The organism is Shewanella sp. 0m-6, from assembly GCF_052977325.1.
The window spans coordinates 1-13,348 of the sequence record NZ_JBRIMD010000051.1 but is presented as its reverse complement, the minus strand read 5'-3'; the positions used below and the strand labels follow the sequence as shown (position 1 = coordinate 13,348).

The following is a 13,348-nucleotide window of genomic DNA, read 5'->3' as shown; positions in this document are numbered from 1 at the left end:
GGAAAGCAAAGACGGAAAAGTAGAATGGCCTGCGGCCTTACGATTTACGGAACGTTCGCTGGCTCATTTATGGAAAAGGACCTTAACCATAGTAGGTCGGCATTTATGCCGTCAAGTCTTTGAGAAGGTCCTAGAACTTAGAACCTAGAACCTTGTTTATAAACGGCCTCGCGCCTGATTTTATAACCTGCTAGGATCGAGTTAAGTATCCTAATGATAAGAGTATGTAGAAGTTGATAAATGAAGCTTTACTGATTAGACCCATCAATAAGCGAAATGGCCTAACACTCACGTTTTTCGGTTTATTAAGCGTTATGATCAGCTTAGGCCTTTTCTTATCTGGTAACCATCTGTTTGCACCGGGTATGGTGTTTTTTGCATTTGGCGCTATAGCCGCAGTTTTAGGAATATCTAAATTGGTTGAGCCCGAGGTGACGGTAGAGCTTACTGCGCAAGGAATAAAATACTTTCATCGGCGCGGTCAAGTTGTGATTACTTGGGATAATATTCAGCGCTTAGATCAACCTCGTGTCTTACAGGGACTTGATACGCTGACGCTACCCTATATCGGAATTAAACTAAAACGGGTGGGCCCCATTTTAGAATGTATCTCCTTGAGGTTAGCGGCGGGTTTGTTAACCGAGCAAAGGCCTCTACTGATGACGGCATCTGCTCAAGATGAAGACTTATCTACATTAGAAAATCAAATGGTAGAAGAGTTTACGCCTTTTGTTGAAGATAATGATCGTTTTAAGGGCGTGTTGGCGATGTTTGGTCATCGTTGTCGTCTTTTAGATGCACATCTAGGTTATCACCTGTTTATCTCAACAGATACGGTAGATAGGCCTGCAAATGAGTTTTTGTTATTGCTTAGAGAGTATAAACAGAAAAGCTTAGAGCAGGATCTGCTCTAAGCTATGACATCAAGCTTTTTTGAGTGTGACAAAGGGCTGATGTGGTAAAAGCTAAGTGGTACAAAAGAGAAGCCGTACAAAGCTCAAATCTTTACAAGTCATAAATGAAACGGCTAATGCCTATGATAGCGTTAACTAAGCCTAGTTAACGCTATATCCTCGTTAACTAAGCCTAGTTAACTCCCCCCTTGTTAACAGCAGCATAGTTCACGAATACATTAGTTAACGCTTAGCTCAGCATCTTCAATGTGTTCTTGCTTTGAAGATTTACTGATGCTTTGTTTAGTCTCTATATTCGATGGCAAAAAGGCGATATCGTCTTTTACGCGCATGCCGATAAACTGACCGCCTTCAAAAATCTCCATAGATTGACAGTTCACTTCACCATCAACGAGTCCAGTGCTGCTGATATTGAGTTTGTCGCATGTGAGTTTACCTCGGAAAGTACCTGAGACTCTTAGTTCGGTGCAGTGAAGCTTACCATCGATTAACCCTCCGCTTTCGATAGTAATATTGTTGCTGGAGTTGACCTTACCAAAGAGCTCGCCTGCAATGAGGGCTTCCGCCGCAAACTCTGTTTCACCCGTAAAAGTGGTACCTTGAGCAATAAATGTTAACCCGCCGCTTCTTTTTTTTCTAAACATAATGACGCCACTGTCCGTTTTAGTTGCGTAGATGTTACCTTGAAATTTAAGTGAAAAAAACCACTTAAATTTGGCGCTTATATGTCATATTTTTGGCTTCCTACTTCAGCAATAAATGGCTTCACAGAGAGGCAACTATTTCATTGACCATTCGCTTTGAAGTAGTTCACCCAAATACTGAGCGTCGCTCACTCTCTGATACTGATTGGTAATACCAATTGGATTATGTATCTGTTCATTCAATGGGAATTCAAAGCGCTGAAGGCAAGCGGGGAAGAGGGCTATAGTGGAGCGAGTAACCCCTCAGTTAATGCAGATTAAGCAATCGGTCATTAAAGCCGGTGCCTTGTGCGCTGTTTGTATAGTGATTGGTATTTTGCGCGTTCTTGGTAAACGTAGCGCTTCGTAGTCACGGAGGCTTATTGAGTTAGTTGTTTGACTTAGTTATTTGACTTAGTTATTTGACTTGGTTATTTGAATTAGTCGTTTTATTTAGCTTTATGAGTTTGTTTAGGATTAGCTTTATTCATAAGCATATGTGTTCGCGTTATAACTTTTTAACTATGATTGCTGTTGATGGGCAGGGGGCCACACAAGCACCGCATCCGTTACACGCATCTAGATCTATCTTTGGCACAGGTGCTTTCCCTATTGCTAAGGTAAAGCTAATCGCACGTGGGTCGCAGGCGTCTTTACAGCTTTGGCACCAGATCCCTTGATAGGCCATACAGCTATCTTGAATTACGGCCGTCATTTGCCAAGGTGTTGTGTCTGTAGCTTCAAAAATAGGCTCTAAGCAAGCATCAGCACATTTTTTACAAAACGTACACTCATCGATTTTAAAGTCGATTTCAGGAAAACCGCCATCACCTTTGATAATAATTTGAGTTTCACACGCGGAGATACACTTATCGCAGCGGGTACATTCATCGGTAAATTCGATTGACTGCTTGATCCAAGGAGGGCGAATCGCATTCATCTTTTTACGATTGAAAAGTCTTCTTCTGCTTTGATTAATGGTGCTCATCTTATTACTCATTTTAGAAGGTACTTAGGGAGGGCATTTGCAAGCTCACTGCGAGAGCGCTGCGCTTCTAGATACTAGATACTAGAACCTAGATACTAGGACCTAGGTCCTAAGACCTAAGACCTAAGATCTAGGGCCTTAGCCTTCGTTCTGATAACCATTGGGGTTACTTGACTGCCAATGCCAGCTGCTTTGTGCCATATCATCGATACTATGGGTCGCGTGCCAGTTAAGTTCTTTTTGCGCTTTTTCTGGATTTGCATAACATGCTGCAATATCTCCAGGTCTGCGCGCCACAAGTTGGTACTTAATGTGTGTGCCACTTGCTTTTTCGAAGGCTTTAACCATTTCAAGTACGCTGTAACCTTGTCCTGTTCCTAAGTTATAGGTAACAAGTCCTGACTGAGTATGCAGTTTATCTAAGGCTCTTAAGTGACCAATGGCTAAATCTACGACGTGAATATAATCTCTTACACCCGTACCATCAACGGTATCATAATCACTGCCAAATACACTTAGTTGTTCACGTTTTCCAACAGCAACCTGGCTAATAAACGGCATCAGATTGTTGGGAATGTCATTAGGATCTTCACCAATTAACCCACTCTCATGTGCGCCAACAGGGTTAAAGTATCGTAATCGAGCGATATTCCAACTGTTATCTGAGTGGTAAAGATCTGCAAGTATATGTTCCACCATTAATTTGGACTGGCCATAGGGATTCGTTGCCCCTGTAGCAAAGTCTTCGGTTATCGGCAGGCTAGCAGGATCGCCATAAACGGTGGCTGAAGAGCTAAACACTAAGTTTTTAACATTAAACTCAGCCATTACTTCACATAATACTATGGTGCCGGTGACATTATTTTCGTAGTAGCGCAGTGGTTGAGCTACTGATTCCCCCACGGCTTTTAAACCTGCGAAATGAATAACTGATTTAATCGTATGGTCAGTAAACAGTTTTTGCAGGAAGGCTCTATTCAGCACATCACCTTGATAAAATGTGACCGATTTTCCTGTGATTTGCTCGACTCTTTTTAGTGCTGTAACACTTGAGTTACTAAGATTATCTAAGATAACGACATCATTCCCATTGTTGAGTAGCTCAACAACCGTATGTGTGCCGATATAACCAGCGCCGCCGGTAACTAGAATCGTCATTTTTATAATCCTTTAATTTAGGCAGTTCGCTTTAAGAAAGAAAAACAACGCTGACAGCGTTATTAAGATCTTAATTAAAGCGTTTTGCTAAAGTGTTTTAACGCTTTACTAAAGTGATTTAATTAAAGCGTTTTAACAATCGCTTTTAAATATTCTGCAAACTCAGGGCCTATTTCCTTATGGCGCAAAGCATGCTCTACATTAGCCTGCATATAACCTAATTTATTACCACAGTCGTGACTTTTACCTTGCATGTAATAGGCATTAACGGTTTGATTTTCCATGAGCATGGCAATCGCATCGGTAAGTTGGATCTCATCGCCTGCACCTGCTGGCGTCTTAGCTAGGTAAGACCATATTTCAGGAGGTAAAACATAACGGCCTACAACCGCTAGATTAGACGGTGCATCATCAACATTTGGCTTTTCTACTAGCTGAGTTAACGGAAGTGACTGTCCAGGTTGTAGCTCGGCACCATTGATATCGGCAATACCATATTGGTTAACCAGTTCGTGAGGCACGCCTTCAACCATGATCTGACCGACTTCAGTCTCATCATATATGGCAACCATATCAGCTAGGTTATCTTGGCTTAAGTTGCTACTCACTTCATCAATGATAACGTCGGGTAAAAGTACGGCAAATGGAGAGTCACCGATGATACTTTTAGCGCATAAAATTGCATGACCTAAGCCTTTAGCTTGGGACTGACGCACACTGATAATCGTAACGTCAGCAGGGCAGATTGCTTGCACTTCGGCAAGTAATTGACGTTTTACGCGACGTTCGAGTTGGGTTTCTAACTCAAAGCTAGTATCGAAGTGATTTTCAACCGAGTTTTTACTGGCGTGGGTAACTAGGACGATTTCTTTAATTCCAGCGGCTATGGCCTCGCTGACAACATATTGGATCAGTGGCTTGTCCATAACTGGCAGCATCTCTTTCGGGATAGCTTTGGTGGCTGGAAGCATACGTGTTCCAAGGCCTGCTACAGGGATGACTGCTTTACGAATTTTATGTTGTTTCATTCTAATCCTATCTGTTCCTAATTGGGAATCGGCACACAAACTTACATTCTATACTGAAATGAGTAACCCTTGGGTAAGAATTATTGAAAGCAGGGCGTAAAATTTAGTTACTCTGTTGTCTTGCTGGATATTTTTCACTATTTCGGGCATTTAAACATGTGAATAGAGACAAAGCTTGCAGGTGTTGGCAGTGTTTCTAGCTTTAATTTTTAAGAATGATTTGTGGCTGTAACGCTGACTGTACGGCTAAGTGTGCGAATGATTCAGTAAGAGGGGATTGGTTTGTTTTTGCTGTAACAAGTTCATTACACAAAGCGACCTCTTTTCGCCGATAAATAAACTGTGATCAGGTTAACAAAACATCAACTTTAGTTAAGTATGAAGTAACGACTTATTCACCGACTTATTTTCTGACTGATTGATGAGTTAGACAAAATGCTTAGGCGGAAGACTGAGACTGAATAATTGGGGCGATGACTTAGGATGACGAGTTAGGAATATGAGCAAACAATCAAATTACGTAGCACACATGCCTGACGCTAATGGCTTTATTGATTACCCGCAAACCGATCATGATATTTGGGCTGAGCTGTACGCAAGGCAGCGAGTTAACCTTCCTGGCCGGGCTTGCCAAGAATATCTAGATGGTCTAGAAAAGTTAGGCTTGCCGACAGATAGGATCCCACAACTACCTGAGATTGATAGTGTATTGCAACAAGCTACAGGTTGGAAAACTGCTGCGGTTCCTGCATTAATTTCTTTTGGTCAGTTTTTTGAACTGCTTGCCAACAAGTCATTCCCGGTGGCGACTTTTATCAGAAGCCGAGAGGAGTTTGACTATTTGCAAGAGCCTGATGTCTTTCATGAGGTATTTGGCCATTGTCCATTGTTAACCAATCCATCATTTGCTCATTTTTCGCATCTGTACGGTCAACTAGGTTTGGCAGCAAGCAAAGAGGAACGTGTGTTTTTAGCGCGACTGTATTGGTTTACTGTTGAGTTTGGTGTGTTGCGATCGAAAAATAATGAGCTGAGTATTTATGGCGGTGGCATTATAAGCTCGCCAGGCGAAACCATGTTTGTAATGGGCTGTGAGCCGGAGATCAGAGTATTTGATTTAGTGGATGTGCTGCGTACGCCCTACAGGATTGATATTATGCAGCCTATTTATTATGCGATTGAAAGTATCTCTGATCTGGATGCCATAACTGAAATGGACATTATGGCAGCGGTAAAAAAAGCACAACAGTTGGGCTTATTTAAACCGACATACCCAGTAAAAGTGAGCTGAATTTACAGCGTGTCGTTAACTGTGTACGACACTCATGTTAGCAACAACTATTGAATTTAAAAAAATAATTGAATTTAGAAGAATCATTGAAGGAAAAAAAGATGACTGAATTAGCTCAAATGAAATGTGAAGCTTGCCAAGCTGATGCACCTAAGGTCTCCGATGAAGAGTTAGCGCAATTAATTAAGATGATCCCTGATTGGGGCGTTGAAGTGCGTGACAGCGTTATGCAGTTAGAACGCGTCTATAAATTTAAAAATTTTAAATTAGCGATGGAATTTACTAATAAACTGGCTGATCTCGCTGAAGCTGATTTTCATCACCCTGGAATATTAACTGAGTGGGGTAAAGTGACAGTCACTTGGTGGTCTCATTCAATAAAAGGCCTTCATAAAAATGACTTTATTATGGCTGCAAAAACAGACGTTCTTTACCAGTAAGCGATAGGTTTATGCTTTTACAGATATTATTGACAGCATTGTCTTATGTTTTACTGACTCGTTAATAGACGAACTCACTGCTTTGCGCCAGCGTGTTGGCTTGACTGACACGCTTTTATTTTCTTTATGTTACAAATCCGCTGTAAACAAGCCTTGCCACAAGCCAAATAAACTTCTAACGTATAGAGCGATTACCGATGTTGAGTTTTGCTTTTAAGTTTAGTTCTAACTAGGCAAACTTTATTTGTCGATTGTTTTATCCCAATAACGAGTATATAAAAAAGGGAATTGCAATAGTATGCGCTTGGAAGTTAGCTGTTTAGATCGTGTAGGTCTGGCCAAAGATATCTTATTGATTATGGAAGACTACGGGATCAATTTGTTTGCCATAGACGCAAGCAATCAAGGGTTTCTTTATTTGCAATTCGCTGAGGTAAGCTTTGATACCTTGAGTGAGTTGCTTCCGCTTATTCGAAAAGTCGAAGGCGTACATGATGTTAGAACGGTATCTTTTATGCCGTCAGAACAAGAACACTATGCGTTAAAGACCCTCCTAAAGACATTACCCGATTCCGTTTTTTCACTCGATGTAAAAGGACGGATCCGTATTGTTAACGAGTCCGCTTTACATACAGTCGGCATGGCCGAACATGAGGTTATTGATGAGTCAATAAATCATTGGGTGCATGGATTTAATTTTAGCCGCTGGTTGAGTGAGTCGACAGTATTAGCTCAGGCCACTCGCGTTAATATTGGCGAAAATGAGTATTTGGCCGAAATGCTACCCATTTATCTGCCAGATAGCGGTAGCGATACGCCGATCCTTGCGGGTGCAGTGGTCTCACTAAAATCTCCTGCACGACTGGGTAAACAGTTTAATGCACTGCAAAATCAATCTAGTGGTTTTGAAAACGTACTTGCCACCAGTGATAAAATGAAAGAAGTACTGGTACAGGCTCGCCGTATGGCGCAACTTGATGCGCCCTTATTGATTACGGGTGAAACGGGGACCGGCAAAGAGTTAATGTCTCGTGCTTGCCATGATGCGAGTATGCGTCGTGAACAACCTTTTATCGCCATTAATTGCGCCGCTATGCCAGACAGTGCTGCTGAAGAAGAGTTATTTGGCTTCGTTAGTAATGGTAATGTAATAAAGCGTGGCTTTATCGAGGAAGCGAAAGGCGGTACGATTTTTCTTGATGAAATTGCCGAAATGTCGAAGTCTGCTCAAGTAAAATTATTGCGATTCCTACAAGATGGTACCTTTAGACGCGTCGGTGGTGATGAAGAGATCCGCAGTGACGTAAGAATAATTTGTTCGACGCAAAAGAATTTGGCCGAGTTATGTCAAAACGGTGAATTTAGAGAAGATCTCTACTACCGTATTCACGTGTTGAGCTTTCATGTTCCTTCCTTACGCGAGCGTAAGGTCGACATCATTCCATTAACTGAAATGTTTTTAGAGCATTACAGTCAACAGTTATCTATTCCTATCCGTCGTATATCGGGTGAATGCCGTGAACATCTGTTAGGTTATGCATGGCCGGGGAACATACGCCAGCTTAAAAACGCTATATTTAGGGCAGTCTCAATGTGGGATGGTAACGCAGAGCTTTCCGTCGAGCAGCTAAAACTCCCTTCTTATGCAGAGGGATTTGGTTATTTCGACCATGAATTCGAGGGCTGTTTAGAGCAAGCAATGAAGCAGTTTGAAGCAAGCTTATTGCGTAGGCTTTATCCAGCTTATCCAAGTACGCGTCAGTTGGCTAAAAAACTGGGCGTTTCACACACGGCCATTGCTAATAAACTTCGCGAATATAAGATCGGTAAACAAAAAACAGTGTAACAATAGCTTGCCGCGAGTAGCTGCTTAGGTAAGCCACTTTAGACTCAATATTATGCTTACAGCCTATTTTTTAGAGGTTGTAAGCATAAGTTTACAATATTGCCGCTCTACTCAGTAAATGTGATTTGTCTCACGCTATTCCACTCTTCCCTTACTTAATGTATTTCTATGGCTAAAGGTCGAATCAGCCCAAATAGAGCACTGTCATTGTCATCGAAAACTAATAAGATGAGAGTTAGGCATAAACAATTAGGAGTTAAGCATGAAGTTAGCAAGTTATAACAATGGTCGCCGTGACGGTCAATTGATGTTAGTCAGCAAAGATCTGACTAAAGCGGTTGCTGTGCCTGCTATTGCCCATACTATGCAGCAATTAATGGATGCTTGGGGCCTGCTTTATCCACAGTTGGTAGAGCTTTATGACGCGTTAAACAATGGCTTGATGGATAACGCAGTAGATTTCGATGAAGCGAAATGTTTATCGCCGTTACCAAGAGCCTACCAATGGGTCGATGGTAGTGCATACGTAAATCATGTTGAATTAGTCCGTAAAGCCCGCGGTGCTGAAATGCCTGAAACATTCTGGACCGACCCTCTCGTCTATCAAGGGGGCTCAGATTGCTTTATTGCGCCAAAGGCTGATATTGCGTTAGGGAGCGAAGAGTGGGGCATCGATTTTGAGTCCGAAATCGCAGTGATCACAGACGACGTGCCTATGGGCGTCAGTATAGAAAATGCCACTCAACATATTAAGTTACTCATGTTGGTCAACGATGTATCGTTACGAAACCTTATCCCTGGTGAACTTGCCAAAGGTTTCGGATTTTTCCAAGCTAAGCCTTCGAGCAGCTTCTCTCCTGTAGCTGTAACGCCTGACGAGCTAAATGATAAGTGGCAAGACGCTAAAGTTCATCTTCCGTTAATCACTCACCTTAACAATGAGTTATTTGGGCGCCCTAATGCTGGGGTTGATATGACATTCAACTTTAGCCAGTTGGTGTCCCATGTTGCTAAAACGCGTCCATTGGGAGCGGGGGCTATTATTGGTTCAGGTACCATTTCTAACTACGATCGCAGCGCCGGTTCAAGCTGCTTAGCTGAAACACGAATGCTTGAAACTATTGCAGAGGGTAAGCCGTCAACCCCATTTATGGGTTTTGGTGACCGCGTACGTATCGAGATGCTTGATGACGACAATAACAGTATCTTTGGATCGATTGATCAGCAAGTGGTCGAATATAAAGCCTAGTGTGTTTAAGGTGGGTATATTGATTAAAGGCTAATTCTCTGGAGTTAGCCTTTTTGCTAAATACCAGGTCTCATTTTCAAAAGGATTTTTACATGGGTAATACAATGATGACGCTTTATGGTTATTGGCGCTCTAGCGCAGCATATCGTGTACGTATCGCTTTGAACCTAAAGTTACTTAAAGCCGAGCAACATTCAGTGCATTTAGTTAAAGATGGCGGAGAGCAACATCAACAGTTCTATGCATCTATTAATGCGCAGGAGCTAGTGCCAAGCTTAGTGATCAAAGGCGAGGAGGGGGAGCAAGTCTTAACTCAGTCATTGGCGATTATTGAGTATTTGGACGAGGTGTACCCTCAGAAAGCGCTCTTGCCAACAAAGCCATTTGATAAGGCAATCGTGCGTGCGATGGCATTGAGTGTTGCTTGCGAAATTCATCCGCTTAATAACCTCAAAGTGTTGCAATATCTTACAGGTGAGCTAGGTATGAGCGATGAGCAAAAAGCTGCATGGTATCAGCACTGGATAGCACAGGGCTTTGGTGCAATAGAGAAACAGCTCCAAAAACACAGTGGGCTTTGTTGCTTTGGAGATAGCCCAACCTTAGCAGACATATGCTTGGTGCCTCAGGTGTACAATGCAAAGCGTTTTAAGGTCGATATGAGTCTGTATCCCAATATTGAGCGTGTTAATGCTCACTGTTTAACGCTACAGGCTTTTATTGATGCAACACCAGAGAATCAAGTTGACGCGCTCTAGCGATGTTTCAAAAGAAACTCAACAAATGCTCTGTCAGCTTGGCTGATAGGGCGTTGTTTTTTCCAGGCAATATGCAGATCAAGGAAAACGGGTGGATCAAAGGGTTTTGCGCAAATTTTATCGTGTTTTTCTATGACCATCTCTAATACGCTGGTAATACCATATTCTTGTGCAACAACTTGTTTAATCAAGTTAATGAGATTAGTTTCAAAGGCAATATTTGCTGTAACACCTAGTCGTTCTGCTTGTTTTAGCATCCATTCTCGATGAAAGTAACCCTGCTTAAAGAGTACTAGCTCATGTTTAAAAAACGCTTTTAAAGGGATGGATTTAGCATTTGCTAATGGGTGTTGCTGACCTACAGCGACGACCATCTGTTCTCGCAATAATAAGTGGCTGTCAAATTCGTCGGTAAGGTCATTGGCTGTAATAATGGCAATATCGACATCTTCCTTTTGTAGCATTCTCAGAGTATCACGAGTGCCACCTTCAAATAGTGATAGCTTTAGCTCTGAGTATTGATGGCGAAATGCCATTAAACGCCTTGGCAAATAAAATGAACCTAGCATACCGGGTACTGCTAATCTGACTTCACCTTTAGTGAGGTTGGCCATGGACTTTATATGTGCCTCTGCTTGCGCCATGTTCTTGATGATTAACTTAGCATGTTGATGCAAGGCGTCACCTTCTGCTGTTAACGACAGCGATCTACTACTCTTATTTATCCCTCTATCAATTAGCGTCACTCCCAGCTCTTGTTCAAGTCGTTTGATACTTTGGCTTAAGGCTGGTTGCGCCATATTGAGTTGTTCGGCAGCTTTAGTAAAACTGCCGGCATTAATTAATGCATCTAGGTATTTTAATTGTCTAATATCCATAGTTTTTATTCGGTTTTCATTCAGTTTTGCATTGTAAAAGTAAGCTCCATATAAAGCTTACTTCAATTTATCATCTACTTGATAAGGTAGAATTTGATATAACATAAATCAATAACTATCGCACTTTTAAGTTGTTATTCTTATGGGGTGGCCGCTGATATGCTACAGCCTAATTAATTGCTTTGAGTTAGTCGTCAATGAGCACAAGGGTAGAAGATGGACACGTGGCTGATGAGATCCGCTTAATTGCAGGCTTATCAGTTGCTTCAATGGTGATTTTTATCAACTTATATTTGGTACAAGGAATGCTACCGCTTATTGCGGACTCATTTTCGGTATCAAAAGGCCATGCTACGTTATTGTTATCAGTCACCAGTTTTACTATGGCATTCTCTCTTTTGCTTTTTGCGGTACTGTCTGATCGCATTGGCCGCAAAAAGCCCATTTTAGTGAGTCTTTACCTATTGGTTTTGTTAGACCTTAGCGCCTATTTTATTGATAGCTTTAACCAACTCGTTTTGTTAAGAATGTTTCAGGGCGCCTTATTAGCCTCAGTACCCGCCATGGCAATGGCCTATTTTAAAGATGAGTTAGGCAGTAATGCTTTGCTAAAGGCCGGTGCCATCTATATAGCCGCTAATAGTGTCGGCGGTATCGTGGGGCGTTTGCTCGGAGGAGGTATGGCTCAATACCTCGATTGGCAGCAAGCGATGGCTTTATTAACCGCAGTTTCTCTAATAGGGACACTTGCTGTGACCTATCTGTTACCTGGAAGTCATTTTGTTAAGCCTGAGTTAGAGTTAGGGAGGTGGCCAATAAAAAGCTCTGATTTTAAAGGGTTTTGTCATCACTTAGCGGATAGGAAATTACGCTTGGTTTACCTTATTGGTGGACTTGCTTTTATGGTTATGGTTAATCAGTTTAGTTATATCCAACTCCATCTGATGGACAGTCCTTTTAGCTTAGGGCGTTTTGAAGTTACGTTGATTTTTCTTTGTTATCTCAGTGGCACTTATGCATCATATCGCTCAGCGAACTGGATTGGGCAGCTTGGACTTAAGCGGGTATTAATTATCTCTGTGTTGGCGTTGTTTCTCGGTACTTTGCTGACCTTACTCGATAGTTTAACGGCTATATATATTGGTTTTTTGATCTCAGCATTTGGTTTTTTCCTTATTCACAGTAGTTGTAATGCCTGGGTGGCTTATAGAGCAAAGCTGCATAGGGCTAAAGCAACGGCATTGTACCTTTGTTGCTACTATTTAGGCGCTGCTATAGGTGGGCCTTATTTATTGCCATTTTGGCAGCATTGGGGCTGGAGAGGGGTTGTAGTGGGGTCTGTCATTGGGCTTGGTATATTAGCTATTGTGGTGCTAAAACTTATCCAACCTACGTCAGCATCAGACTCTTTGGCGATGGGCGCGTGAAGTGGTGAGAATTGCTAATAGTAGTAACCCTCTGCAGAAGAAGCTATTTGTTGGGTGCTATCTGATGCATAACATAATCACTAGGAAGAAGTTCGAGCTGTCCATTTTCATCGAAATACCAACCTGTGATAAAGCCTTTTTGGCGCATTTTGACTAGATTTTGCATAACGGATTTAGCTTCAACTAAAGCAGTGTCTTGATCGTATTGGTAAGTGAGCTTTAAATAAGCGGCAATGCTGGCGAGCGAAGCGGATTGACTGACGTCTGCCATAAGATTTGTCCTGCGATACATTATCCTAAAAGGATAGTAGAGAACGTTCTTTAGTGACAAAGATAGTTAGCAATTTATTGAGATATGATTTGGTACTGCGAAGAGATTCTTTACAGAAAGAATGGTGGTCGATACTGGGCTCGAACCAGTGACCCCCTCCTTGTAAGGGAGGTGCTCTCCCAGCTGAGCTAATCGACCTGGGATTTCATAATGTTTTAATTCTTTACGAAAAGAATGGTGGTCGATACTGGGCTCGAACCAGTGACCCCCTCCTTGTAAGGGAGGTGCTCTCCCAGCTGAGCTAATCGACCTGGGATTTCATAATGTTTTAATTCTTTACGAAAAGAATGGTGGTCGATACTGGGCTCGAACCAGTGACCCCCTCCTTGTAAGGGAGGTGCTCTCCCAGCTGAGCTA

13 protein-coding genes and 2 tRNA genes are annotated in these 13,348 nt (G+C 42.1%); 7 read left to right on the top strand and 8 right to left on the bottom strand.

What is annotated here, in order from left to right; all coding sequences use genetic code 11:
* Positions 1 to 233 precede the first annotated feature (233 nt).
* Positions 234 to 914, top strand: coding sequence for a DUF2982 domain-containing protein (locus tag ACVBJC_RS20060; protein ID WP_447162676.1), 681 nt, complete (start codon positions 234 to 236; stop codon positions 912 to 914).
* 218 nt (positions 915 to 1,132) lie between these two features.
* Here the strand turns inward: ACVBJC_RS20060 and ACVBJC_RS20055 are convergent, their stop codons facing one another.
* The 4 genes from ACVBJC_RS20055 to galU form a co-directional block, all read right to left on the bottom strand.
* Positions 1,133 to 1,558 carry a bactofilin family protein gene (locus ACVBJC_RS20055; RefSeq protein WP_447162675.1) on the bottom strand — a complete coding sequence of 142 codons (426 nt, stop codon included), beginning with the start codon at positions 1,556 to 1,558 and terminating at the stop codon, positions 1,133 to 1,135.
* Between the two features lie 547 nt (positions 1,559 to 2,105).
* Positions 2,106 to 2,585, bottom strand: coding sequence for a ferredoxin-type protein NapF (gene napF / locus ACVBJC_RS20050; RefSeq protein WP_447162674.1), 480 nt, complete (start codon positions 2,583 to 2,585; stop codon positions 2,106 to 2,108).
* Between the two features lie 138 nt (positions 2,586 to 2,723).
* Complete coding sequence (gene galE, locus ACVBJC_RS20045; RefSeq protein WP_447162673.1) at positions 2,724 to 3,743, bottom strand: UDP-glucose 4-epimerase GalE; 1,020 nt, start codon at positions 3,741 to 3,743, stop codon at positions 2,724 to 2,726.
* A gap of 122 nt (positions 3,744 to 3,865) precedes the next feature.
* A complete protein-coding gene (gene galU / locus ACVBJC_RS20040; RefSeq protein WP_447162672.1) occupies positions 3,866 to 4,771 on the bottom strand; it encodes a UTP--glucose-1-phosphate uridylyltransferase GalU in 906 nt (301 codons plus the stop codon).
* A 499-nt stretch (positions 4,772 to 5,270) separates the two neighbouring features.
* On the opposite strand from galU, the gene phhA reads away from it, so the two are divergent.
* From phhA to maiA, 5 genes are all read left to right on the top strand, one after another.
* Positions 5,271 to 6,062, top strand: coding sequence for a phenylalanine 4-monooxygenase (gene phhA / locus ACVBJC_RS20035; RefSeq protein ID WP_447162671.1), 792 nt, complete (start codon positions 5,271 to 5,273; stop codon positions 6,060 to 6,062).
* A 101-nt stretch (positions 6,063 to 6,163) separates the two neighbouring features.
* A complete protein-coding gene (locus tag ACVBJC_RS20030) occupies positions 6,164 to 6,502 on the top strand; it encodes a 4a-hydroxytetrahydrobiopterin dehydratase (protein WP_447162670.1) in 339 nt (112 codons plus the stop codon).
* Between the two features lie 298 nt (positions 6,503 to 6,800).
* Positions 6,801 to 8,348, top strand: a complete 1,548-nt coding sequence (tyrR, locus tag ACVBJC_RS20025; protein ID WP_447162669.1) for a transcriptional regulator TyrR — start codon at positions 6,801 to 6,803, stop codon at positions 8,346 to 8,348.
* A gap of 262 nt (positions 8,349 to 8,610) precedes the next feature.
* Positions 8,611 to 9,597: a fumarylacetoacetate hydrolase family protein gene (locus ACVBJC_RS20020; protein WP_447162668.1), complete on the top strand. Its 987-nt coding sequence runs from the start codon at positions 8,611 to 8,613 to the stop codon at positions 9,595 to 9,597.
* A 107-nt stretch (positions 9,598 to 9,704) separates the two neighbouring features.
* Entirely contained in the window at positions 9,705 to 10,355 is a 651-nt protein-coding gene (gene maiA / locus ACVBJC_RS20015; protein ID WP_447162677.1) for a maleylacetoacetate isomerase, read from the top strand.
* Here the strand turns inward: maiA and ACVBJC_RS20010 are convergent.
* The gene (locus ACVBJC_RS20010) at positions 10,352 to 11,233 is read right to left on the bottom strand and encodes a LysR family transcriptional regulator (protein WP_447162667.1); all 882 of its coding nucleotides are present in this window, start codon (positions 11,231 to 11,233) and stop codon (positions 10,352 to 10,354) included. The two genes, maiA and ACVBJC_RS20010, sit on opposite strands and share 4 nt — an antisense overlap.
* Before the next feature lie 197 nt (positions 11,234 to 11,430).
* Between ACVBJC_RS20010 and ACVBJC_RS20005 the strand changes: the two genes are divergently transcribed.
* Positions 11,431 to 12,660 (top strand): MFS transporter, encoded by a 1,230-nt coding sequence (locus ACVBJC_RS20005; protein ID WP_447162666.1) that lies wholly within the window; start codon positions 11,431 to 11,433, stop codon positions 12,658 to 12,660.
* A gap of 43 nt (positions 12,661 to 12,703) precedes the next feature.
* Here the strand turns inward: ACVBJC_RS20005 and ACVBJC_RS20000 are convergent, their stop codons facing one another.
* From ACVBJC_RS20000 to ACVBJC_RS19990, 3 genes are all read right to left on the bottom strand, one after another.
* Positions 12,704 to 12,931 (bottom strand): hypothetical protein, encoded by a 228-nt coding sequence (locus ACVBJC_RS20000; RefSeq protein ID WP_447162665.1) that lies wholly within the window; start codon positions 12,929 to 12,931, stop codon positions 12,704 to 12,706.
* 122 nt (positions 12,932 to 13,053) lie between these two features.
* Positions 13,054 to 13,129 (bottom strand) — tRNA-Val (locus ACVBJC_RS19995).
* Positions 13,130 to 13,166: 37 nt separating this feature from the next.
* A tRNA-Val gene (locus tag ACVBJC_RS19990) sits at positions 13,167 to 13,242 on the bottom strand.
* Between the last annotated feature and the right edge of the window lie 106 nt (positions 13,243 to 13,348).